Annotated in this window: 21 protein-coding genes and 1 pseudogene; 14 read left to right on the forward strand and 8 right to left on the reverse strand. The window is 63.8% G+C overall.

Annotation, left to right across the window (positions count from 1 at the left end; all coding sequences use genetic code 11):
* The first annotated feature begins 205 nt into the window (after window positions 1–205).
* Together ACO2Q9_RS15235 and ACO2Q9_RS15240 are read left to right on the forward strand one after the other, a co-directional pair.
* The gene (locus ACO2Q9_RS15235; protein ID WP_423312655.1) at window positions 206–1525 is read left to right on the forward strand and encodes a retron Ec67 family RNA-directed DNA polymerase/endonuclease; all 1320 of its coding nucleotides are present in this window, start codon (window positions 206–208) and stop codon (window positions 1523–1525) included.
* Window positions 1526–1637: 112 nt separating this feature from the next.
* A complete protein-coding gene (locus ACO2Q9_RS15240; RefSeq protein ID WP_423312656.1) occupies window positions 1638–1904 on the forward strand; it encodes a hypothetical protein in 267 nt (88 codons plus the stop codon).
* Window positions 1905–1928: 24 nt separating this feature from the next.
* Here ACO2Q9_RS15240 and ACO2Q9_RS15245 read toward each other — a convergent pair whose 3' ends face one another.
* Entirely contained in the window at window positions 1929–4862 is a 2934-nt protein-coding gene (locus ACO2Q9_RS15245; protein ID WP_423312657.1) for a DNA topoisomerase III, read from the reverse strand.
* A 114-nt stretch (window positions 4863–4976) separates the two neighbouring features.
* Between ACO2Q9_RS15245 and ACO2Q9_RS15250 the strand changes: the two are divergent.
* From ACO2Q9_RS15250 to ACO2Q9_RS15265, 4 genes and pseudogenes are all read left to right on the forward strand, one after another.
* A pseudogene (locus ACO2Q9_RS15250) lies at window positions 4977–5456 on the forward strand (SET domain-containing protein); the annotation flags it as partial.
* 15 nt (window positions 5457–5471) lie between these two features.
* Entirely contained in the window at window positions 5472–6269 is a 798-nt protein-coding gene (locus tag ACO2Q9_RS15255; RefSeq protein ID WP_423312658.1) for a biotin--[acetyl-CoA-carboxylase] ligase, read from the forward strand.
* A 3-nt stretch (window positions 6270–6272) separates the two neighbouring features.
* Window positions 6273–6914, forward strand: a complete 642-nt coding sequence (locus ACO2Q9_RS15260; RefSeq protein ID WP_423312659.1) for an SPOR domain-containing protein — start codon at window positions 6273–6275, stop codon at window positions 6912–6914.
* A gap of 36 nt (window positions 6915–6950) precedes the next feature.
* Complete coding sequence (locus ACO2Q9_RS15265; protein WP_423312660.1) at window positions 6951–7619, forward strand: glutathione S-transferase family protein; 669 nt, start codon at window positions 6951–6953, stop codon at window positions 7617–7619.
* Window positions 7620–7636: 17 nt separating this feature from the next.
* Here ACO2Q9_RS15265 and ACO2Q9_RS15270 read toward each other — a convergent pair whose 3' ends face one another.
* The 6 genes from ACO2Q9_RS15270 to ACO2Q9_RS15295 form a co-directional block, all read right to left on the reverse strand.
* Entirely contained in the window at window positions 7637–9100 is a 1464-nt protein-coding gene (locus ACO2Q9_RS15270) for a sensor histidine kinase N-terminal domain-containing protein (protein ID WP_423312661.1), read from the reverse strand.
* Window positions 9097–9771, reverse strand: coding sequence for a response regulator (locus tag ACO2Q9_RS15275; RefSeq protein ID WP_423312662.1), 675 nt, complete (start codon window positions 9769–9771; stop codon window positions 9097–9099). Before ACO2Q9_RS15275 ends, ACO2Q9_RS15270 begins: the two co-directional genes overlap by 4 nt.
* 42 nt (window positions 9772–9813) lie before the next feature.
* Window positions 9814–11166, reverse strand: coding sequence for an adenylosuccinate synthetase (locus tag ACO2Q9_RS15280; RefSeq protein WP_423312663.1), 1353 nt, complete (start codon window positions 11164–11166; stop codon window positions 9814–9816).
* Between the two features lie 37 nt (window positions 11167–11203).
* Window positions 11204–12184: a VWA domain-containing protein gene (locus ACO2Q9_RS15285; protein WP_423312664.1), complete on the reverse strand. Its 981-nt coding sequence runs from the start codon at window positions 12182–12184 to the stop codon at window positions 11204–11206.
* A 17-nt stretch (window positions 12185–12201) separates the two neighbouring features.
* Window positions 12202–12987, reverse strand: a complete 786-nt coding sequence (locus ACO2Q9_RS15290; protein ID WP_423312665.1) for a lipopolysaccharide kinase InaA family protein — start codon at window positions 12985–12987, stop codon at window positions 12202–12204.
* A 237-nt stretch (window positions 12988–13224) separates the two neighbouring features.
* The gene (locus ACO2Q9_RS15295; protein ID WP_423312666.1) at window positions 13225–13740 is read right to left on the reverse strand and encodes a MarR family winged helix-turn-helix transcriptional regulator; all 516 of its coding nucleotides are present in this window, start codon (window positions 13738–13740) and stop codon (window positions 13225–13227) included.
* A 141-nt stretch (window positions 13741–13881) separates the two neighbouring features.
* Here ACO2Q9_RS15295 and recA point away from each other — a divergent pair, with 141 nt between their 5' ends.
* Both recA and recX read left to right on the forward strand, forming a co-directional pair.
* Complete coding sequence (gene recA / locus ACO2Q9_RS15300) at window positions 13882–14931, forward strand: recombinase RecA (RefSeq protein ID WP_423312667.1); 1050 nt, start codon at window positions 13882–13884, stop codon at window positions 14929–14931.
* Window positions 14928–15425: a recombination regulator RecX gene (recX, locus tag ACO2Q9_RS15305; RefSeq protein ID WP_423312668.1), complete on the forward strand. Its 498-nt coding sequence runs from the start codon at window positions 14928–14930 to the stop codon at window positions 15423–15425. Before recA ends, recX begins: the two co-directional genes overlap by 4 nt.
* A gap of 24 nt (window positions 15426–15449) precedes the next feature.
* On the opposite strand, the gene argC is transcribed toward recX, so the two are convergent.
* Window positions 15450–16373: an N-acetyl-gamma-glutamyl-phosphate reductase gene (gene argC, locus ACO2Q9_RS15310; RefSeq protein ID WP_423312669.1), complete on the reverse strand. Its 924-nt coding sequence runs from the start codon at window positions 16371–16373 to the stop codon at window positions 15450–15452.
* A 167-nt stretch (window positions 16374–16540) separates the two neighbouring features.
* Between argC and sucC the strand changes: the two genes are divergently transcribed.
* From sucC to ACO2Q9_RS15340, 6 genes are all read left to right on the forward strand, one after another.
* A complete protein-coding gene (gene sucC / locus ACO2Q9_RS15315) occupies window positions 16541–17707 on the forward strand; it encodes an ADP-forming succinate--CoA ligase subunit beta (RefSeq protein ID WP_423312670.1) in 1167 nt (388 codons plus the stop codon).
* 13 nt (window positions 17708–17720) lie between these two features.
* The gene (sucD, locus tag ACO2Q9_RS15320) at window positions 17721–18614 is read left to right on the forward strand and encodes a succinate--CoA ligase subunit alpha (protein WP_423312671.1); all 894 of its coding nucleotides are present in this window, start codon (window positions 17721–17723) and stop codon (window positions 18612–18614) included.
* A gap of 144 nt (window positions 18615–18758) precedes the next feature.
* Window positions 18759–19448, forward strand: a complete 690-nt coding sequence (locus tag ACO2Q9_RS15325) for a TerC family protein (RefSeq protein ID WP_423312672.1) — start codon at window positions 18759–18761, stop codon at window positions 19446–19448.
* A gap of 256 nt (window positions 19449–19704) precedes the next feature.
* On the forward strand, window positions 19705–22515 hold the full coding sequence (locus tag ACO2Q9_RS15330) for a CHASE2 domain-containing serine/threonine-protein kinase (protein WP_423312673.1): 2811 nt from the start codon (window positions 19705–19707) through the stop codon (window positions 22513–22515).
* Between the two features lie 16 nt (window positions 22516–22531).
* Window positions 22532–23317: a Stp1/IreP family PP2C-type Ser/Thr phosphatase gene (locus ACO2Q9_RS15335; protein WP_423312674.1), complete on the forward strand. Its 786-nt coding sequence runs from the start codon at window positions 22532–22534 to the stop codon at window positions 23315–23317.
* Window positions 23318–23364: 47 nt separating this feature from the next.
* Window positions 23365–24006, forward strand: coding sequence for an FHA domain-containing protein (locus ACO2Q9_RS15340; RefSeq protein ID WP_423312675.1), 642 nt, complete (start codon window positions 23365–23367; stop codon window positions 24004–24006).
* The last annotated feature ends 4 nt before the right edge of the window (window positions 24007–24010 follow it).

Raw genomic sequence — 24010 nt, forward strand, 5'->3', positions numbered from 1 at the left:
GACACGTACAAAAATATTGATTCAAAAGTTCCAATTACATGTAAAGTTGTGCCTGACCTGCGGACAGATTTTTTGCCATGTTTCGGTGGCATGTGAAAACAAAGTCCGGGGATATGCTCCTCGGCGTACCTCGAGTTACCTTATGTAGCTTGCTAGGCCTCTTAGCGCCGCATAGGAGTGTCCGCAGGTCACTTTTCTACCTCTCATGTCGCAACTCGCCAAATTGAGAAGTGCAACAACGCTGGCTAAAGTCGCCGAATTATTAGGCCTTAAGTCAGGGATGCTTTCATACATCCTGTACGTGAAACCGAAGGCCGACCTCTATTCGAAGTTCAGCATTGCAAAAAAAAGCGGAGGTCAAAGAGAGATATCTGCACCCGCAAAGGATCTGAAATTAGTTCAGCATCGCTTGGCAGAACTTCTTCAAGCTTGCTCAGACGAAATCGCGCTTTCGCACGGACAAGTTGGGCTCGGAATTTCGCACGGCTTCAAGCCCAAGCATTCAACGATGACTAATGCACGTCGTCACATTACTCGGCGCTACGTCTTTAATGCAGACATTCACGACTTCTTCGGCACACTGAATTTTGGTCGAGTCAGAGGATTCTTTCTAAAAGACAAGAATTTTCTGTTAAATGACAAAGTCGCGACCATACTTGCCCAGATCGCCTGCACTGATAACTCTTTACCTCAGGGCAGCCCATGTTCACCCATCATCTCTAATCTGGTCGCACACATACTAGATATCCATCTCGCAAAATTGGCTGCATCAACGGGATGTACGTACACGCGATACGCAGACGACCTCACCTTTAGCTCAAACAAGTCCCCCTTTCCTATGAAGGTGGCCGTTCAAGCAGAGGAGATGCACAAGTGGATTCCAGGCAGCTCCTTAGAAAGACTCGTCAAGCAAGCGGGTTTTGAATTCAACCCCAAAAAAACACGGATGCAGTACCGCGACTCTCGCCAGGAAGTCACGGGCTTGACGGTCAATAGAAAGGTCAACGTTCCGACGCCTTACCGACGAACAGTTCGAGCTATCGTGCACACCGCGCTACGAACAGGAAAGTTCTCTCTGCCGAGTGATGTAGACGAAGAGCCTTCTGGAGGGCAAGAAAGAAACGCCAAAGTTATAGGCATGCTTGCCTACATAGATCAAGTGGATCGATTTAATGACAGTGAGTCGAGAAAGAACGATCTTGAACCAGCAGATACGTCTGCGCGAATCGAAATTTTCCGGCAATTTCTTTACTACAGTCTTTTTTATGACTTGTCGCGCCCGCTTCTGGTTTGTGAAGGACCTACTGACAACATTTATATGCGTCATGCAATTCGGCGCCTAGCGCCTGCGTACCCATCCCTTGTTCAAAGCGTCAACTCATCTATTCAGATTAAGTTGCGGATGTTCAAGTACAGCGAGCGTAGAGGAGATTACGCAACTCAAGGGCGGAGTTGGCGGAATATGTCACCTTATCAAAAACTATCACGCGGATCTGACCACGAAAATTCATGCCCCCACGCCTAAGCATCCTGTGGTTGTCTTAATTGACAACGATTCTGGTGCGAGTGATGTTTATGGTGCGATAGCAGGAATAACAAAAAAACCTAGACCAAGCGGGACGGAGCCATATATACACGTGACTGGAAATCTTTACGTCGTACCAACCCCGTTAGGGCCAAATGGAACGAAGACAGCAATTGAAGATTTCTTTAGTGCGCAAACTCTTGCAGAAAAGCTGAACGGCAAGTCATTTTCTCGAGAAAAGAAAATTGATGAAAGTAAACACTATGGAAAGAGCGCATTTGCGAGAGATGTAGTTGACAAGAAAGCGCCGACGATTGATTTCAATAGCTTCGCGCCAATCCTAGATCGAATCGCTGGACTGCTTTCGAACTACTATTAGCTTGGATAGCAGGCTCTGAAGTGTTCAACCCAAATGCTTCCCCACCACCCCCGCCAGCTCAAACATCGTCACCTGCGGCTTCCCGAACACTGGTAGCAGCTTCGCATCCGCATTGATGTTCCGCTTGTTGGTCGCGTCCTGCAGGCCGTTGGCCTTGATGTAGTCCCACAGTTTCTTGATGACTTCGGTGCGGGCCACGGGTTCGCTGCCGATGACTGCGGCCAACTCGGCGCTCGGCGTCAGGCCGGGGCCGGACGATTTGCGCGGGGCCTTGGGGGCTGCTGCCTTTTTGGCGGCGGGTGCTTTCTTCGCGGGTGCAGCTTTCTTGGCTGCAACCTTCTTCGCTGCCGGTGTCTTCGTCGCAGCCGTCTTGCGCGGCGGGAACTTGGACGTTCTCGGTTCGAACTCGAAGCCGACCTTGCCGTTTTCCTTGTCGTAGGCCAGGAAGGCCTTGAAGGCGCGCCGCGTCTTGTTGGAGATGAACTTGTCCAGCAAATCCGTCTTGCCGGTTTCCAGCAGTTTGCTCACCTGTTCGTGCGAGATGGGTTGCTGCAGGATGATCTTGCCGGTCTTGAAGTCGCAGGTGGGCGTGGGCTGTGCCTGGGTGGGCACGGATTTCTCGCACACGTAGTTGCTGCCGTGTTCGAACACGTTGCCGCCGCACTTGGGGCAGACGCCGAGTGACTGCTGCGCCGAGAAGTCGACGATCTCGCCGGTCTCTTCGTCGGCCGCATCGTTGCCGAAGTCGAATTCCAGTTTCCAGTTCTTGTCTTCGTCGCTGAACTTGAGGGCCAGTTCTGCGGTGAAGGGCCAGCCGGCCTTGGAGCGGAAGCCTTCGAGCGGGCCGATCTTCTTGTCGGCCAGGAACTGCTCGGCCTCGGCGGTTTCGAAGGTGCGGCCTGCGGGTGATTTGGTGAACGAGAAGCCGCACGCGTCGGTGCCGCTGCCACTCTTGCCGGTGCAGGCGAAGCGGCGGTAGTTTTCTTTCACGATGCCGCCGCAGTTGGGGCAGGGCGTCGCGAGTGTGGCGTAGTCGCCGGGCACGGTGTCGCGGTCGTACTCCTTGGCCTTGCGCACGATGTGCTGCGTCATCTCGGCGATCTCGCGCATGAACGCGTCGCGGCTGAGCTTGCCGCGTTCCATCTGCGAGAGCTTGTATTCCCATTCGCCGGTGAGTTCGGGGCGCGAGAGTTCGTCCACTTCCAGCCCGCGCAGCAGCGTCATGAGCTGGAACGCCTTGGCAGTGGGGATGAGCTCGCGACCGTCGCGCAGCATGTACTTCTCGTTGATCAGGCCTTCGATGATGGCGGCGCGCGTGGCCGGCGTGCCCAGGCCCTTTTCCTGCATGGCTTCGCGCAGTTCGTCGTCTTCCACCATCTTGCCGGCGCCTTCCATCGCGCCGAGCAGCGTGGCTTCGGAATAGCGTGCGGGCGGGCGCGTCTTGAGGCCCTTGGGCTCGGCGGTTTCGGTGCGCACCATCTCGCCGGGCTTCACCGGCACGAGGGTCTTGCCATCCTTGTTGTCCTTGTCGTCCTCGTCTTGCGCTTCCTTGCCGAAGATGGCGAGCCAGCCGGCCTTGACCAGCACCTTGCCGTCGGAACGGAAGCTGTGGCCCACCACCTGGCTGATGCGTGTGGTGACGAGGTATTCGGCGCTCGGGTAGAACACCGCCATGAAGCGGCGCACGACCAGGTCGTACAGCTTCTGCTCGGCATCCGACAGGCCGCTGGGTGCCTGCGTGGTGGGGATGATGGCAAAGTGATCGCTGACCTTCGCGTTGTCGAAGATGCGTTTGGACGGCTTGATGTAGCCGTCCTTGATGGCCAGCGCGGCGTGCGGCGCGAGGTGCTTCATGCCGCTGTCGGCCAGCATCTTGAACGTGTCCTTGACCACGGGCAGGTAGTCCTCGGGCAGCGCGCGCGAATCGGTACGCGGGTAGGTGAGGGCCTTGTGGCGTTCGTAGAGCGACTGCGCCAGCGCCAGCGTGGTCTTGGCCGAGAAGCCGAAGCGGCCGTTGGCCTCGCGCTGCAGCGAGGTCAGGTCGAACAGCGCGGGGCTGGCCTGCGTGGTGGGCTTGCTTTCCTCGGTAACTGTGGCCGCTTTGCCCCTGACAGCGTCGGCGATGGCCTGCGCTTCCTTCTGCGTCCAGACGCGGTCGGCCTTGATCTCGGCGTCGCCTTCGGTTTTCTTCCACTTGGGGTCGAACCACTTGCCCGTGTACTCGCCGGCTTCGGCGAGGAAGCTGGCGTGGATTTCCCAGTAGTCGCGGCTGACGAACTTGCGGATCTGCTCTTCGCGCTCCACCACCACGGCGAGCGTGGGCGTCTGCACCCGGCCCACGGTGGTGAGGAAGAAGCCGCCGTCGCGCGAGTTGAACGCCGTCATGGCGCGCGTGCCGTTGATGCCGACCAGCCAGTCGGCCTCGGAGCGGCTGCGGGCAGCATCGGCCAGGCCCTGCATCTGCTTGTCCGAACGCAGGTTCTGGAAGCCGTCGCGGATGGCCTGCGGCGTCATCGACTGCAGCCACAGGCGGGTGACGGGCTTGTCCAGCGGCTGAAATTTGCCGTTTTTGTGGCCACCGGCGTACTGCTCGATCAGCCGGAAGATGAGTTCACCCTCGCGGCCCGCGTCACAGGCGTTCACCAGGGCGCTCACGTCCTTGCGCTTGGCCAGCTTCACCACGGCGTTCAGGCGGCCCTTGGTCTTGTCCACCGGCTTCAGGTCGAAGAAGGGCGGGATGACCGGCAGGTGCGCGAAGCTCCACTTGCCGCGCTTGACGTCGAACTCCTCGGGCGCCTGGATCTCCACGAGGTGACCCACCGCGCTGGTGACGACGTACTTCTCGTTCTCGAAGTACTCGTCGTGTTTGTCGAACTTGCCGGACTCGGGCGTCAGCGCGCGGACGATGTCCTGGGCGACGGAAGGCTTCTCGGCAATGATCAGTGTCTTTTCGCTCATAGGAATGGCTGTCGGAATGGGGCTGTCTTGAACTGCAATCTACAATCTGCGCTTCTCGCGCGTACGCGCACGCGCGCACACGTGTGCATATTCAAGTTATCAGAAGTTCTCGACATGCCAAAAAAACCCGGTTACATCCGTCGTCCCGCTGACGGCCGCCGCATCCAGACACGGCGCTCCGGCGTTCATGGCAATGGCGTCTTCGCCGTGCAGGATATCGCCGAGGGAGAAACCCTCATCGAGTACGTGGGCGAGATCATCACCTGGAAGGAAGCGCTGCGCCGACACCCGCACGACCCGAAGGATCCGAATCACACCTTTTACTTCCACATCGATGACGGCCGTGTGATCGACGCCAAGCACGGCGGCAATTCGTCGCGCTGGATCAATCATTCCTGCGACCCGAACTGCGAGGCCGACGAGGAAGAAGGCCGCGTGTTCATCAAGGCGCTGCGCAACATCAAGGCCGGCGAAGAACTGAACTACGACTACGGCCTGATCATCGACGAGCGCTACACGCCCAAGCTCAAGGCCCAATACCCGTGCTGGTGCGGTTCGAAAAACTGCCGGGGCACGCTGCTCGCGCCCAAGCGCTGAACGGAGCCGGGCATGCGGTGGGGCGCAGAGGCGATCTGGGAAGCCATCGTGCCGCTGCTGCCGGGTTTCACCGTCGAGGTGCTGCCCGAGATCGGCTCCACCAACACCGAACTCATGCGCCGGGCCCGTGCCGGCGAACTCGAACCCGCGCTGCTCGTGGCCGAGCGGCAGACCGCAGGCCGCGGCCGTCTGGGTCGCATCTGGCGCAGCCAGACCGATGGCACGGTCGATTCCCTGACTTTTTCCTTCGGCGTGCCGCTTGCGCCGGCCGACTGGTCCGGCCTGTCGCTGGCCGTGGGCGTGGCGGTGGCCGAGAGCCTGCATCCGCAGGCGGGGCTGAAGTGGCCCAACGACCTGTGGGTGTCCACGCCGGCGGGTTTCCGCAAGCTGGGCGGCATCCTCATCGAGACGGCGAGCTTCGGCGACACGCGCTACGCGGTCATCGGCATCGGCATCAACATCGCGCCGAATGACGGCGACGGCATGTCCACCCCGCCCGCCGCGCTGCAGGACCTGCTGCCCGGCGTGGACGCGCCGCAGGCCCTGGCCCGGCTGGCATTACCGCTGGCGCAAACGGTCAAGGCTTTCGAGCACACCGGCTTCGCGCCCTTCCAGGCCCGTTTCAACGCCCGCGACGTGCTGCTCGGCCGCGCCGTGACGCTGAGCGACGGCACCTCCGGTACGGCACACGGCGCCGCCCCGGACGGCGCGATGCTGGTGCATACTGCCGCTGGCATGAAACACGTCACGAGCGCCGAGATCAGCGTGCGCCCCACACCGTCCAACCCGTCGGCATCGTCAGAGGCCTGAGCGATGCTGAGGCTGCTGTTCCTGCTCCTGCTGCTCGCCAATGGCGTGTACTACGCATGGACGCAGGGCTTCCTGCGTGAGATGGGAATGATGCCGGTGCGCCAGACCGAACCCGAACGCATGGCCGCGCAAGTCAGGCCTGAAGCGGTGCGCGTGATCAGCGAGGCCGAGGCGAAGCGCGACACGCCTTCGCGCGGCCCCGAGTGCCTGCAGGCCGGCCTTCTCGACGACACCCAGGCCACCACCGTGCGCCAGACGCTCGAGACCTGGCCGGCCGCCAACTGGACGCTCGAACCCGGCACCGAGCCCGCCCGCTGGATGATCTACATGGGCCGCTATCCCGACGTGGAAACGCTCAACCGCAAGAAGGCCGAGCTGCGCCAGTTGCGCGTGCTGTTCCAGACGCTGCCCAACCCGCAGCTGGAACCGGGCGTGTCGCTGGGCAGCTTCGACTCGCAGGACAAGGCCAACCAGCAACTGGCATCGCTCGCGCAGCGCGGCGTGCGCACCGCGCGCGTGATGCAGGAGCGCCCCGAGGTGAAGGGGCAGACGTTGCGCCTCACGTCGCTGGACGATGCGCTGCGCGCGCGCCTGAACGAAGTGCGCGCCGTGCTGGGCAACAAGCCGCTGCAGGCCTGCCGCTGAGAAGCGGCATCCCGATAAAAAGACAGGAGACATCGCATGACACTCAAACTCTATTTCGCGCCCGGCGCATGTTCCTTCGTGCCGCACGCGCTGCTCGAAGCCACCGGCGAGGCCTTCGAACCGGTGATGGTGAAGCTGCACAAGGGCGAGAACTACACGCCCGAGTACAAGGTCATCAACCCGCGCAGCCAGGTGCCGGTGCTGGTGGACGGCGACGCGGTCATCACGCAGATCGTGGCCATCGTGAACTACCTGCACGACCGCTTCCCGCAGATGGGCTTCCTGCCGGCCGAGCCGCTGGCCAAGGCGCGCGTGCTCGAGACGCTGGCGTGGATGAACAACACGGTGCACCCGACGTTCACCCACATCTTCATGCCGCACAAGTTCACCGACAACGCGGCGATCCACGGCGACCTGAAGGCCTACAACACGCAACTGTTCCGCGGCATGCTGGCCGAGATGGAAGCGCTGCTGGAAAAGGCGCAAGCCGCCGGCAAGCCCTACCTGTCGGGCACGTCGGTCGGCCCGCTGGATGTGTACTCGCTCACGCTGCTGCGCTGGGGCACGATCGCCGGCATCAACCCGGCGGACTATCCGCTGCTGTGGGCGCACGTGCAGCAGGTCGCGCTGCTGCCGGCAGTGGCGCGCGCCATCGAGCGCGAGCGGCTGCAGCTCAGCTTCTACCGCGAACCCGCCCAGGGCTGATCGGCCCCGAGTCCCGGCTAGGCATACCCGGCCTGGCCGCCGTCGCCGGCGTCTGCCGTCGAGAAGCGCACGGTGAAGCGCGCGCCCGGCGGCGTCTGGCCGGGGTGCGTTTCTTCCACCGTCACCTGCGCGCCGTGGTGGCGCGCGATCTCCAGCACGATGGGCAGGCCCAGGCCCGAGCCGTCCGCCTCCGTGCCGAGCGCGCGGTAGAACGGCTGGAACACGAGCTCGCGTTCGGCCACCGGGATGCCGGGGCCCGAGTCTTCCACCTGCAGCACCAGCACATGGCCGAACGGGTCGGCCAGTACGCGCGCGGTGATGATGCCCGGGCGCTCGTCGCTGGACGGCGTGTAGTTGATCGCGTTGTCCAGCAGGTTGCGCAGCAGTTCCTTGAGCAGCGTGGGGTTGCCGTCCACTGTCACGCCGGGGCTGCCGGGTTGTGCGCCGTCGTAGCCGAGGTCGATGCGTTTTTCGAGCGCGCGCGGCACGCTGTCCTGCACCGTCTCCATGGTGAGCAGCGCCAGGTCGCACGGCTGGCGGCCGATGGTCGCGCCACTGCTTTCCGCGCGGGCGAGCGCGAGCAGCTGGTTCACCGTGTGCGTGGCGCGCACGCTGGAGCGGCCGATGAGCTTGAGCGATTGCTTGAGTTCCTCGGCGCTGGAGCCTTCGCGCTGCGCCAGGTCGGCCTGCATGCGCAGGCCCGCGAGCGGCGTCTTGAGCTGGTGCGCCGCGTCGGCAAGAAAGCGCTTCTGCGTGGCGATCGAATCCTTCAGGCGCGTGAGCAGGCCGTTGACCGAACTCACGAGCGGCGCCACTTCCATCGGCACTGCCTTGTCGTCCAGCGGGCTGAGGTCGTCGGGCTTGCGCGCGCGGATGCGTGCTTCCAGCTGCGACAGCGGCTTGATGCCACGCACCAGCGCGAGCCACACCAGCAGCACCGCCAGTGGCAGGATGACGAACTGCGGCAGCATCACGCCCTTGATGATTTCGGTCGCCAGCACGGAGCGCTTGCTGCGCGTCTCCGCCACTTGCACCAGCACGGGCGGCGCTTCCACCGGACCGGCCGACACCCAGATGTAGGCCACGCGCACGTCCAGGCCGCGCATTTCGTCGTCGCGCAGGCGGACCTCACCCGTGTGCCGCTGGCTGGCGGACGGGTGCGGCAGGTCGCGCTCGCCGCTCAGGAAATTGCCGTTGCCGTCGAGCACCTGGTAGTAGACCTGGTCGGACTCGTCGGCGCGCAGGATTTCGCGCGCGGGCTGCGGCAGGAAGAACTGCACGCGGTTGTTGTTCACCACCACGAGCTGCGCGAGCGTCTGCACGTTGTATTCGAGCGCGCGGTCGAACGGCTTGTTGGCGATGCCCTGCGCCACGAGCCACGTGAGCGCAAGGCTCACCGGCCACAGCAGCAGCAGCGGCGTGAGCATCCAGTCGAGGATTTCGCCGAAAAGCGAACGCTGCTCACGCTGGAAAATCTTCATCCAGGAATTTTCTCGAGGCAGTAACCGAGGCCGCGCACCGTGGCGATGCGGATCGGGCCTTTCTCGATCTTCTTGCGCAGGCGGTGGATGTACACCTCGATGGCGTTGTTGCTCACCTCCTCGCCCCACTCGCACAGGCGCTCGACCAGCTGGTCCTTGCTGACGAGGCGGCCCGCGCGTTGCAGCAGCACTTCGAGCAGCCCGAGCTCGCGCGCCGAGAGTTCGACCATGCGGCCGTCGATGGTCGCCACGCGGCCGGCCTGGTCGTACACCAGCGGGCCGTGCTTGATGGCGCTGCTCGTGCCGCCCATGCCGCGCCGCGTGAGGGCGCGCACGCGGGCTTCGAGCTCCTGCAGCGAGAAGGGCTTGGCCATGTAGTCGTCGGCACCGTAGTCCAGGCCCTTGACGCGCTCTTCCACGCTGTCGGCGGCGGTAAGGATGAGCACCGGCAGCGACGAGCCACGCCCGCGCAGTTTGCGCAGCACTTCCAGGCCGTGCAGGCGCGGCAGGCCCAGGTCGAGGATCAGCAGGTCGAATTCGTTGTTGGCCATGAGCGCGGCGTCGGCTTCGGTGCCGCTGGCCACATGGTCCACCGCCGCGCCGGACGTGCGAAGGCTGCGCAACAGCCCGTCGGCCAGCACCTGGTCATCTTCGGCAATCAGGATCCTCATGCCCGTCTCCTTTGTCGCTGCAGAAGCAGCGCTGTTTGACGGTCATTCTAGTTTTGCGAAGGGCCGGCGTACATCCACATTGACGTGCAGGGGCCCGGAAGCGGTGTGTGTGACCGGCACGCCTGCCACGGCCTCCACGGCCGCGCACCAGCTTGATGCGTTCCTCAGTGGCGTGGCCGCATAGACCGGACGCGCCATGTCGAGTAGTTCCATGATTCGCTCTGCGTGCGCCACATCACCCGGTGTGCCCAGCGGCAGGTGGTCGGTCAGACCGCCAGGTTCATGGCCGTAGCCGATGCACCATTGCAGCGGGCCGAAACGGTCGAAAACGTCCAGATGGGTCGCGACGATGCCATCGAGCCGGCCGACTGCCGATACGGCGTATTCCAGCAGCACAGAGTCCGGGTGGCCACGCCGGAACGCGCCCTGCCAGCCCTCGTTGCTGTTGTGCGGCTCGGCCAGGACGTCCAGTGCCGCATCCTGCGTGGGAAGGGGGCCGGCACCATGGCGCGTGAGGTAGCTGCGCATAACGCCCAGGTGCGTGACCTCGGCATGGAGCCCCAGATCCAGGAGCACCGACTCGACCGCGTCCGTGCTGATACTGCTCCAGGTCGTGTGGGGATGGAAGCCATGCCGCTCGTCCAGCAGAACGCCTTGTGCGCCTTCGAAGACCACGGCACCCGGCATAGTGAGTCGCTGCGCCAGCAGTTCGGGCGACGCGGAGGGCGCGGCGCGCAGGCACGGCTGGATGGCATCGAGCCAGCGGCTGCCAATGCTTTCGTCGTTGAGGACCTTCCACTCGGTCTGTGCAGCCGCGTTGGACGCCATGCCGGGCCACTGGAGTCCGGCATCGGCACGCAGCCGCTCGCGCAGCATGGCGAGTTTGTCCAGCGTCCGTTTGCGTTGCGTGAGATCGGCGTACCGGATCGCAGTCTGCGGGTCGCTCAGTTCCTGCAGCACGGTCTCGCCCACGCCGACGCCGCAACTGCCGTGCGGGCCGCTGGCTCCACTGGCGCGGGCCCATTCGCGCAGGCGACCAGCAGCCTGATGCAGCGGTGTCGTCACGCGACAACGCCCGTCGATCAGAAGGCGATCAAGGATGTCCGGGACGCCCTTTGCAGCGAGGGCTTCCGCCTCGAACAGCAAGGCGTGGGGGTGGATGATGAACGGCGCGCTCAACACCGTGGCAACACCGTCCATGAAGCTGCCGGCACCGAACTGCGAAAACGTGTGGTGACGGCCGTCCGGCAACACGACGTTGTGCCCGGCCTGTGCGCCGCCGTTGAAGCGAACGACCGTGTGCCCGCGCTGCGCACGGCAAACGTAATCCGTGAAGAGGCCCTTGCCACAGTCACCGAATCCGAGACCGAGCAGCGACGTGTAGCGTGTCGTCATGCGCAGGGGCGCGGGTGCCGCGCCCGATTCGCGTGGCTCAGCCGAACAGTCGTTTCCACCATGAGGGACGCTGCGCGCCCGTGCCGACGGCTGCCAGCTTGTGCGGTCGGCGTGGCGCACCGGGCACGAGCGTGGCGGCATAGTCATCCACCGCGCGGACGACGCGGCCGATGCGATCCGCTTCGACGCCGTGCGATGCCATGGACTTTGCGAGCGCATCTACATCAGGGCTGACTTTCTCGGTCAGCGCCACGATCGCTGCGGCCACCGCGCAGGCGTCGTCGGGCGACTCCATGCAGATGACCTGGTCACCCAGCAACTCGCGCCAGCGCGCCTCGCAGCGGCCACGGCGTTGCGCGTCCGGGATCAGGAAGAACAGGTGGTAGGTCTCCGCGGCTGCAGCGATTACTTCCTCGATGGGGATGTCCTCGTCGAGCTTTTCGCCGATGAGGGCGTCGATGTTGCGTCGGGATACGGCCGGGTACGGCAGTTCGTCGCCGGTCATGAAGAGGTAGCCGCGTTTCTTGCGCTTGACCCAGCAGTCGGTGTCGGTGTGCTGGGCCAGCACGTAGAAGGCCAGTTCATAGCTTTCCTCACCGGTGCCGCCCCCGCCGCTTTCGATGTAGCTGCGGGTGAGCCACTGGTCCATCAGTTCGGCGGTGGACTCGAACTGGCCGACCTGGAGCGCGGCCCGGTCGGAATTGGCATCGCCGATGGCCATGAACATCAGCTGTGGATCGGTCACGCCGAAGTCCGTCAGCAGTTTCATGAAGGTGGGAAGTTCGCGCGTCGCGAGGATGTGCGGGATGTCGCCCATCGAACCGGTCACATCGAGCGCGAAGGCGATGGCCAGTGAGTTGGGGTGATCGGGGCCGTCACGCGATTCGCGCATGGTCAGGCCACGAGGGTCCATCAGCGGATGGGTGCTCGTCTGCTGGAAGACTTCGGAACCCGGTCTGGTTGCGCGGTCGGCGATCAGCGCAACGTGCGCGGCGTGTGAATAGTTTCCGTAACCCATCGATGGCTCCTGTCAGGTCAAGTCGGTGATAAGGGGTCGAAATGGATGAAGCGGGGTTGCCCGAATGCGGCAATGGCCGCCTGCGACACCGCAACCGCGAGCGCTTCTGCGCCGCGTGATGCCACGCCTGCAGGCTCTTCGCAGCACGACTGCAGCAGTTCACGCAAAGGCGCGGGTGTGCGACTTCCGTAGCCTGGCTGTTCGTCCAGCTTGCCGTGCAGAAGTGTCCGGATGGACCATGCAGCTTGCGCGAGATCCTTCCCGGTCGCTGCAATTCTTTCGCGCGGGTCGAATTGCCTCGCGCGGGACCAGCCGATCAACATGACGCCGTGATCGCGCGGATGCAGCAGCAAGTGTCCTGGGCGTATATCGCCGTGCAGCCATTGGTTGGTATGGACGAACTGGAGTGTTTCGAGCAGGCGACGCCAGATCCAGACCGCATGGCGGGGATCGATGCCGTCGCGCTGGTGGATGAGCACATCGGCACCGCTGCCCCAGTAGCCGTTGGCCTGCCGCATGACAAGCGTTGCCCGTGCTGCATGTGCATCCGACTTGACCGACCCGAAGTCCAGTGCGTGTGGCAATCGCAGGGAAAAATAAGCGGAGCCCGGCAGCGTGCTGGCACGCAGCACTGAAAGAGCGGTGGCTTCGTGCTCCAGGGCTTTTGCCGAGTCGTCGGACGTTGCCAGCTTGAACTTCAGACGCCAGGCGGGCCCGTCTACGCGCTCCGCGAGTACGACGTCGCTGTGTTCGCCCGTGCCAAGGTGTGCGAGTTGTGCAAAGCGCTGCCCTTTCCAGACCAAGGTGGACGATCCGCCAGATGATCCGCGGGCCCTGAGCCATGCTGCATGGAAAGGCTCACGCAGGACCGGTGGTTGCCCGCTGCGCACGATGGTGGCACCGCAATAGCTGCACTGGACAGTTCGCCAGCGTGCAAGCCGGGGAAGCGGAGCCGCACATTGCGGGCAAGCCAGGGCAACCAGTATCGACATCGGAATGGGAGTTGTCAGGTACCGCGCATTCTAGGGTTGCGCTGTTCGTCACGCGCCACTGGCGTACGTTTCCAGGCCGATCATCACCACCGTCGCCACCTCGTTGCCCACTTCCGCGCGGAACTCGGCCTCGGCCTGCGTCACCGCGTCGTGGAAGGCCTGCACCCACGCGAGGCCGGCTTCGGTGAAGACGACCTTGCGCGAACGCGCGTCGTGCGCGTCCTGCTCCCGGCGCACGAGGCCCCATGCCTCGCACTGGTCCACCAGCTGTCCCATGGCCTGCTTGGTCATGCCCGCGCGCTCGGCCAGGTCGGTCAGGCGCGAGCCGCCGAGTGCCAGGTGCCGGGTGATGTGGACGTGCGCCGCGCTCACCTGGTCGCGCGCGGCGAGGTTGGACAGCGCGAGCGGTACGTGCACGTTGTGCGCCATCAGGTAGAGCACGCGTGCGTCGAAGCGACGCATGGCGTGGCCGAGCAGGCGGCCGAGGTGGATCTGACGCCAGTCGTCGTTGCCGGGCGTGGCGGCGGTGCCGGTGGCCGGGGCTGGAAAGGCAGTTTCTGGCATCACCAGATGGTAAAGCAAACTGACCAAATATCGGGTTTACTTCGACGTATGCGACGCTTACAGTACTGGTCAAGCATCCAGCCTGTGATTGGAAACAGGCCCGGATGAGAAGCCAACTTATTGATTTTCAAGGAGATTTTCATGGACGCACCGGTCAAGGGTCTCGGCCCCAACAGTGAAAAGGCCAAGGCACTGCAAGCCGCACTGGCCCAGATCGAGAAGCAGTTCGGCAAGGGCACGATCATGCGCCTGGGCGAAGGCGAAGTGATCGAGGACATCCAGGTGGTCTCCACCGGCTCGCTCGGCCTGGACATCGCGCTGGGCGTCGGCGGCCTGCCGCGCGGCCGCGTCATCGAGATCTACGGCCCGGAATCGTCCGGCAAGACCACGCTCACGCTGCAGGTCATCGCCGAGATGCAGCGCCTGAATGGCACCTGCGCCTTTGTCGATGCCGAACATGCGCTGGACGTTCAGTACGCGCAGAAACTGGGCGTCAACCTGCCCGACCTGCTGATCAGCCAGCCCGACACCGGCGAGCAGGCGCTCGAGATCGTCGACAGCCTGGTGCGCTCCGGCGCGGTGGACCTGATCGTGATCGACTCGGTGGCCGCGCTCACGCCCAAGGCCGAAATCGAAGGCGAAATGGGCGATTCGCTGCCCGGCCTGCAGGCCCGCCTGATGAGCCAGGCGCTGCGCAAGCTCACGGCCACCATCAAGAAGACCAACTGCACGGTCATCTTCATCAACCAGATCCGCATGAAGATCGGCGTGATGTTCGGTTCGCCCGAAACCACCACCGGCGGCAATGCGCTGAAGTTCTACGCCTCGGTCCGCCTGGACATCCGCCGCACCGGCACGATCAAGAAGGGCGAAGAAGCCATCGGCAACGAGACCAAGGTCAAGGTCGTGAAGAACAAGGTGTCGCCCCCGTTCAAGACGGCGGAATTCGACATCCTGTTCGGCGAAGGCATCAGCCGCGAAGGCGAGATCATCGACATGGGCGTGCAGGCGCACATCATCGAGAAGTCCGGCGCCTGGTATGCCTACGGCGGCGAGAAGATCGGCCAGGGCCGCGACAACGCGCGCGAATTCCTGCGCGAGAACCCCGACCTCGCCCGCGAGATCGAGAACAAGGTCCGCGAATCGCTGAACATCGCGCTGCTGCCCGATGCGGCAGACGTGCAAGAGTGAGCGTTTCCTCACAGGAGGAACGGCCTGCGGCCCGCGGCAACCGTGCACGGCCACAACTCTCGCTCAAGGGCCGCGCCCTGCGCTACCTGAGCCAGCGCGAACACTCGCGGCTGGAGCTGGAGCGCAAGCTGCGGGAGCATGAGCAGACACCGGGCGAGCTCGCGCGCGTCCTCGACGAGTTGCAGGCGCGGGGCTTCATCAGCCAGGAGCGCGTGGCCGAGTCGGTGGTGAACCGGCGCGCTTCGCGCCTGGGCACGGCACGCATCCGGCAGGAACTCATCGCCAGGGGGCTGGACGCGCAGACGGTGGCCGACACCGTGCAGTCGTTGCGCGGCACCGAGGCGCAGCGCGCGCGCGAGGTCTGGAGAAAGAGATTCGGCGGACCGGCCCCCGATGCTGCAGGCCGGGCGAAGCAGATGCGCTTTCTGGCCGCACGAGGGTTCGCGCCCGAAGTGATCCGGCGCGTCGTGACGGGCGGGGACGACGAAACCTGAGCCGCGCCGCGCCGATGCTGGGGCTTACAGCCCCAGCATCAGTTGCAGGTTCTGCACCGCAGCGCCGCTCGCGCCCTTGCCCAGGTTGTCCAGGCGCGCGATCACCACGGCATGGCGATGGTCCTCGTTGGGGAAGACGCGGATTTCGAGGTTGTTCGTGTCGTTGAGCGCGAGCGCGTCGAGCTTGCCATCGGCGGTGGGCGGCAGGACCTTCACATACTGCTGCGCCGTGTTGGTTGCAGCGTAGTGCTTCTCATAGGCGGCCTGCAGGTCGGCCGCCTTGGGCTTGCCGGGCAGGTCGTCCAGATGCAGCGGCAACTCGACCAGCATGCCCTGTTTGAAATTGCCCACCGAGGGGATGAAGATGGGCCGGCGCGTCATGCCGGTGTACTTCATGATCTCGGGAATGTGTTTGTGCTTGAGGCCCAGCGCGTAGGTCTCGAACAACGGGGCTTCGTTCTTCTCGTAGGCCTCGATCATCGTGCGCCCGCCGCCCGAGTAGCCGCTCACCGAAGGCAGTGCGACGGGGAAATCTGTGGGCAGGATGCCGGCATCCACCAGCGGGCGCAGGAGGGCGATGGCGCCCGTGGCATAGCAGCCGGGGTTGGCCACGCGGTCGGCCTTGGCCACGGCGTCCTTCTGGCCGGCGGTGAGTTCGGGAAAGCCGAATACCCAATCCGGGGCCACGCGGTGTGCGGTGGACGCATCGATGATGCGCGGCTTCTTGCCCGGCAGGCCGTCGATCATGGCCACGGATTCGCGCGCCGCATCGTCGTGCAGGCACAGGATGACCAGGTCGACGCCGGCCATCAGCGATCGCTTGGCTTCCGGGTCCTTGCGCAGTTCCGGCGCAATGCTGACCAGCTCGATGCCGGCCATGCCCGCGAGGCGTTCGCGAATCTGAAGACCGGTGGTGCCGGCTTCGCCGTCGATGAAGACCTTGGCCATCTGGAAAAATCCGTGGAAAAGAGTAGTGGGGAGGGAAACCCCGACTTTACGACATGCCCGGAAGTTGTGCGTAGCAGCATGCTACAGTTCGTCCCGGCCCTGCCAGCCCGCGCGCCGGTCCTGTTGCAGTGGTCCTCGCAGTCATCCCCGACCCTAAGAGAGACTTCATGAAGATTCACGAATACCAGGCCAAGGAAATCTTGCGCAAGTTTGGTGTACCGGTGCCGCGCGGCATTCCCGCGTTCACGGTGCAGGAAGCGGTGGAAGCCGCGCAGAAGCTCGGCGGCCCGGTGTGGGTGGTCAAGGCCCAGATCCACGCAGGTGGTCGCGGCAAGGGCGGCGGCGTGAAGGTCGCCAAGACCATCGACGACGTGAAGAAGCTTTCCGAGCAGATCCTGGGCATGCAGCTCAAGACGCACCAGACCGGTCCTGAAGGCCAGAAGGTCCGCCGCCTGTACATCGAGGACGGCGCGGACATCAAGAACGAACTCTACGTGTCCATCGTGACCGACCGCGCCACCCAGAAGCTGGCGTTCATCGCGTCCAGCGAAGGCGGCATGGACATCGAGGAAGTGGCCCATTCCACGCCCGAGAAGATCGTCACCGAATACATCGACCCGCTGACCGGCCTCTCCGCCGAGCAGGCCAAGAAGATCGCCGACGCCATCGGCATCCCGGCCGGTTCGACGGCACAAGCCGTCGACATCTTCCAGAAGCTCTACACCTGCTACATGGAAACAGACGCGTCGCTGGTTGAAATCAACCCGCTGAACGTCGACGGCAAGGGCGTGGTCACCGCACTGGACGCCAAGTTCAACTTCGACTCCAACGCCCTGTTCCGCCTGCCGGAAATCGTCGCCCTGCGCGACCTCGACGAGGAAGACCCGGCTGAAATCGAGGCTTCCAAGTTCGACCTGGCCTACATCAGCCTGGACGGCAACATCGGCTGCCTGGTGAACGGTGCCGGTCTGGCCATGGCCACCATGGACACCATCAAGCTGTACGGCGCCGAGCCGGCCAACTTCCTGGACGTGGGCGGCGGCGCCACCCCCGAGAAGGTCACCGAAGCGTTCAAGATCATGCTCAAGAACCCCAAGGTCGAGGCCATCATGGTCAACATCTTCGGCGGCATCATGAAGTGCGACACCATCGCCACCGGCGTCATCACCGCCTGCAAGGCCGTGAACCTGAACGTCCCGCTGGTCGTGCGCATGAAGGGCACGAACGAAGAACTCGGCAAGAAGATGCTGGCCGAATCCGGCCTTCCCATCATCAGCGCCGACTCCATGGCCGAAGCGGCCCAAAAAGTGGTTGCAGCAGTCAAGGCCAAGTAAGGAACACAGCGTCATGTCGATCTACATCAACAAAGACACCAAGGTCATCACCCAGGGCATCACCGGCAAGACCGGCCAGTTCCACACGGAAAAGTGCCAGGAATACGCGAACGGCAAGAACTGCTTCGTCGCGGGCGTGAACCCGAAGAAGGCCGGCGAGTCGATCTTCAATATCCCGATCTACGCATCGGTCAAGGAAGCAGCCACGCAGACCGGCGCCACCGTTTCGGTGATCTACGTGCCGCCCGCAGGCGCTGCCGCCGCCATCTGGGAAGCCGTCGAGGCCGACCTGGACATGGCCATCTGCATCACCGAAGGCATCCCGGTCCGTGACATGCTCGAAGTGCGCAACAAGATGAAGGCCAAGGAAGCCGCCGGCGGCAAGAAGACGCTGCTGCTGGGCCCCAACTGCCCCGGCCTCATCACGCCCGACGAAATCAAGATCGGCATCATGCCCGGCCACATCCACAAGAAGGGCCGCGTAGGCGTGGTCAGCCGCTCCGGCACGCTGACCTACGAAGCCGTGGCGCAATTGACGGAACTGGGCATCGGCCAGTCGTCGGCGGTCGGCATCGGCGGTGACCCGATCAACGGCCTCAAGCACATCGACGTGATGAAGGCCTTCAACGACGATCCGGACACGGACGCCGTCATCATGATCGGTGAAATCGGCGGCCCGGACGAGGCGGACGCCGCCCGCTGGTGCAAGGACAACATGAAGAAGCCCATCGTCGGCTTCATCGCAGGCGTCACGGCGCCCCCCGGCAAGCGCATGGGCCACGCCGGTGCGCTGATCTCCGGCGGCGCCGACACGGCCGATGCCAAGCTCGCCATCATGGAAGAGTGCGGCTTCACCGTGACGCGCAACCCGTCCGAGATGGGCAAGCTGCTCAAGTCGCTGCTGTAACAACGGCCGCCGGCGGGCGGTTCGTACGCAGAACTACGAACGCCCGGCCCGGCCCGGCTCGTTACACTGTCGGCTCCAATACAAGAAAAGCGCCCGAAGCACTGCTCCGGGCGCTTTTTCAATACATAACACTGGAGATCGAACGTGGAATTCGTCAACAACCCTGACTTCTGGATTGGTCTGGTCAAGATCATCTGGATCAACATCATCCTCTCCGGCGACAACGCCGTGGTCATCGCGCTGGCGGCCCGTTCGCTGCCGCCGCACCAGCAGAAAAAGGCCATCTTCTGGGGCTCGGGCGCGGCCGTCGTGCTGCGCATTGCGCTCACCGTCATCGCCGCGTGGCTGCTGGGACTGTCGTTCCTGCAGATCGTGGGCGGATGTCTGCTGCTGTGGATCGGCGTGCAGTTGCTCGGCCAGGAAGAAGAGGAAGAGGGCGGCACCGCCGAACAGGCGGGCCTGATGACCGCCGTGCGCACCATCCTCATCGCCGACCTGGTGATGAGCCTGGACAACGTGATCGCCGTGGCGGCGGCGGCCAAGGGCAGCATGCTGCTGCTGATCCTGGGTCTGGCCATCAGCATCCCGCTGGTGATTTTCGGCAGCACGCTGATGATCAAGCTGATGGAGCGCTTCCCGATCATCGTGACGCTGGGCGCCGCGCTCATCGGCTGGGTGGGCGGCGAGACCATCGTGAGCGACATCGTGCTCAAGGACGCCGTCGCTGCCGCCCCATGGCTGCACTACACGGCCGCAGCGGCCGGCGCCGCCTTTGTGGTGGGGCTGGGCAAATACCTCGGGAGCCGCGCCCACACGACGGCCGAGGCAAACTGACCCGCGCGCGACCTGTCTGCAATTCAATGGATGAAGCCCTCAGGCCCTGCGCCAGGGGGCTTTGTTTTTGCGGGATACGAGAACTTATTTGCAACAAATCCCGGGAAAGACCGTAACTAACTGTCTTGCCTGCCTGCAAGCCCCCTGATAATGTGCGTCCGGTAGAGAGGCCGTGTCGGCAGGGGTGGGCCCCGCCTGGCGCGGGCAATCGCGCAAGTCGGCACATACGTAAAGCCTGGTTGGCAAGGGGCGGGAATTGAGCAAATCGTCATCTGGTAAACGCGGTCAGTTCTGGCGTGCAGACTGGTTTGTGGCCGTCCTCGTCGTGGTGGCCGTCATGATTCTTTATCAGGCCACCGACATCATCGGGACGATGGAGCGGCGGTTCTATGACTTCGCCAGCACCAGCACCTCGCGCCAGCCCTCCGACCGGGTCGCGGTGATCGCCATCGACGACCAGAGCATTGCCAACATCGGCCGCTGGCCCTGGCCGCGGGACATCCATGCGCAACTGATCGACCAGCTGGCGCAGGCGAAGGCCAAGACCATCGTCCACACCACCTTCTTCTTCGAACCGCAGACCGACCGCGGCCTCGTGTTCATCCGCAAGATGAAGGAGGCGCTCGCCACACAGTCGCCCGACCCGGCACAGGGCGGCGCGGGCTATGGCCAGCTCGCCAGCGTGATCGCCGAAGCCGAGGTGGCGCTGGACACCGACGCCAAGTTCGCGGCCAGCCTGTCCAAGGCCGGCAACGTGCTGCTGCCCTCGTTCTTCGTGTTCGGCGAACCCCAGGGCCGTCCGGACCAGGACCTGCCGGCCTACGCGCTCAAGAGCGCCATCGACGAGAACAGCGGTTTCTCCCTGCCGGTCATGCGTGGCCAGCAGCCCATCGAAATCCTGGGAACCGCAGCCAGCGGCATCGGCCACCTGAACCAGCTCAACGACGTGGACGGCGCGCTGCGCATGGAGCCCCTCCTGGTCAACTACTTCGGCAAGGCCGTGCCCTCGATGGCCCTGCTGGCTGCTTCCAAGAGCCTGAACCTGCAGCCCGGTGACATCAAGCTCAATGTGGGTGAATCGGTACAGCTGGGCAAGCTGCGCATCCGCACCGACGAGGCGGCGCTGATGCTGCCGCAGTTCTACAAGGGCCATGACGGCCGCCCGGCATTCGCCGTGGATTCGTTCTACGACGTGCTCAATGGCAAGATTCCCGCGTCCAAATACACCGACAAGATCGTGATCATCGGTGCGACGGCGGCTGGCGTGGGCATCCAGTTCCCGACGCCGGGCTACGCCGGCCTGTCGCCTGCCGAGACCATCGCGCACATCACCTCCAGCATCCTGAGCGAGCACTTCATCGTGCAGCCGACCTGGGGCGTGTGGGCTGCGCTGGGCGCCTTCCTGCTGGTGGCGGCGTACCTCATCGCGCTGCTGCCGCGCCTGTCGGCGGGGCTCGCCGCCATCGCGACGCTGGTGCTGTTCGTGTTGCTCATCGGCACCGAATTCGGCCTGCTCTCGGGCTCGGCCCTGTGGCTCAAGTTCGTGCTGCCGGCGACGCTGCTGGTCATCGGCCATCTGGCGCTGACCACCAAGCGCTTCCTCATGACGGAAGCGGGCAAGCTCCGGTCCGACGAGGAATCGGCCGAAACCAACCGCATGATGGGCCTGGCGCTGCAAGGCCAGGGTCAGCTGGACATGGCCTTCGACCGCTTCCGCCGCGTGCCCATGAGCGATGCGGTGATGGACAACCTCTACAACCTCGCGCTGGACTTCGAGCGCAAGCGCCAGTTCAACAAGGCGCAGGCCGTGTACGAGCACATGGCCACGTACAACAAGAACTACAAGGACCTGCAGTCCAAGCTCAACCGGGCCAAGAACCTGTCGGAAACCGTCATCCTGGGCGGTGGCGGCGCACACCCCGGCGGCACCATGCTGCTGGACGGCGGCGCGGTCGAGAAGCCGATGCTGGGCCGCTACCAGGTCGAGAAGGAACTGGGCAAGGGCGCGATGGGTGTCGTGTACCTCGGCAAGGACCCGAAGATCGGACGCGTCGTGGCCATCAAGACGATGGCGCTGGCGCAGGAGTTCGACGGCGAGGAGCTGGACGACGCCCGCGAACGCTTCTTCCGCGAAGCCGAGACGGCGGGCCGCCTGCAGCACCAGAACATCGTGACCATCTTCGATGCGGGCGAGGAACACGACCTGGCCTACATCGCCATGGAATTCCTCAAGGGCAAGGACCTGGCCGATTTCTGCAAGGAAGCCAATCTCCTGCCGCCGCAACAGGTGCTGTCGATCGTGGCCCGCGTGGCAGAAGCGCTGGCCTACGCGCACCGCCAGAACGTGGTCCACCGCGACATCAAGCCGGCCAACATCATGTACGAACCGGCGTCCGACACCGTCAAGGTGACCGACTTCGGCATCGCGCGCATCACCGATTCGAGCAAGACCAAGACGGGTCTGGTGCTGGGCACGCCCAGCTTCATGTCGCCCGAACAGATTGCCGGCAAGAAGGTGGACGGCCGCTCCGACCTCTATTCGCTGGGTGTGATGCTGTTCCAGATGCTGGCCGGCGTGTTGCCTTTCCGTGGCGACTCCATGGCCGAGCTGATGTACAAGATCGCCAATGAAGAAGCACCGGACATCCGCATCATCCGCCCGCAGCTCTCCGAGCGGCTGGCCAACATCGTGGCGCTGTCCCTGAGCAAGCGCCCCGAGACGCGCTACCAGACGGGCGACGAATTTGCCGCCGACCTCCGCTCCGTCATCTCGGAAGTCGCAGGCGGTGCGCCGGGCGCTGCCATGGCCACGGGTGCGGTGGCTGCAGGCGCGACCGGCGCTGCTGCGGCAGCCACCGGCAATTTCGAAGCCACCGTGATTGGCGGCGTCGGAAACAACACGGAATTCGCGGCAACCGTGATCGGCGGCGTGCCCGCGCCGACGGCCGGGCAGGACAAGCCCGCAGCGCCTGCCGATGATGCATTCGGGAAAACCGTGGTTGCCAGCCCTCCGCCGGCCGGCACCCCGCCCCCAGCCGGAGCTGGCAACCTCGACCTGGACCTCTGAGCAGCCCGGAAGCGCGATGATTTACGAGTTCTGTACAAATACAAACCCCGGCCTTGCACGGGGCAACAACGAAGATTCGGTGACGTTCGACGAGCCAACCCGGCTGGGCATCCTCGCCGACGGCATGGGGGGGTACAACGCCGGCGAGATCGCCAGCGGCATGGCCACGACCTTCATCAAGTCCGAGCTGTCGCGCTGGCTGGCCCAGGCCGGCCGCAATGCGAACGCCCGCGAAGTGCGCCGTGCGCTCGAGATCTGCGTGGACAACGCCAACCGATCCATCTTCAATGCGGCGAATTCCAACCCGCAGTACACGGGCATGGGCACCACGCTGGTGGTCGGCGTGTTCCAGGATGAGAAGCTCACGCTCGGCCACATCGGCGACTCGCGGTGCTATCGCCTGCGCGCCGGGGCGTTCACGCAGATCACGCGTGACCACTCGCTGCTGCAGGAGCAGATCGACGCCGGCCTGATTACCCCCGAACAGGCTGCGACATCGATGAACAAGAACCTGGTGACGCGCGCCCTCGGCGTCGAGGACTCCGTGCAGCTGGAAGTGAATGAACACAAGGTCGAGGTCGGTGACCTGTACCTCATGTGCTCGGACGGGCTGTCCGACATGGTGGACGATGCCGGCATCGCAGAGCTGCTGGTCAGCGGCGCGTCACTGGAAGAACTGGCGACACAACTGATCGACAAGGCCAATGCCAATGGTGGCCGCGATAACATTTCCGTGTTGCTGGCAAAAGCCGAGGCCGGCTCCTCAAAACGAGGTCTGATTTCCCGATTGCTGGGAAAATAGACCAAACTGTGTTTTTGTAACGATTTGGAATAGACAGGAGCCCGATCATGCCGAAGATGATCGTTTCGATCGACGGTGTTGTGATTAAGGAAGTCCAGCTCACGAAGGACCGCACGACGCTGGGGCGCAGGCCCTATAACGACATCGTGATCGACAACCTCGCGGTCAGCGGCGAGCACGCCGTTTTGCAGATGGTGGGCAACGAAGTCCACCTCGAAGATCTGAACAGCACCAACGGCACGTACGTGAACGGCAAGGCTGTGAAGAAGCAATTGTTGCAAAACAACGACACTGTCGAGATCGGCAAGTACAAAATCAAGTACGTCAACGAAGCCGGTGGCGCGACGTACGAAAAGACCATGGTCATCAAGGCCGGCGCGGTTGCTTCGCCGCCCGCTGCAGCGCCTGCTGCGGCTGCCGACGCCGGTGGCAATGCGGCGATCAAGGTGCTGTCCGGCGCTGCGGCCGGGCGCGAAGTGCCGCTGCTCAAGGTGGTCACCACGATCGGCAAGCCCGGTGTGGCCGTGGCCGCGATCACCAAGCGTCCGCAGGGATTCGTCGTCGCGCACGTGGAAGGCGACAACCGCGCGCTGCTCAATGGCTCGGCCATCAGCGCAGAGCCGGTCCTGTTGAAGAACGGCGACCTGCTGGAGCTGGCGGGCACGCAGATGCAATTCGTGCAGGGCTGATCAG

Origin of the sequence: Variovorax sp. VNK109, from assembly GCF_049445855.1 — a bacterium.
Classification (GTDB): Bacteria; Pseudomonadota; Gammaproteobacteria; order Burkholderiales; family Burkholderiaceae_C; genus JAGOCV01.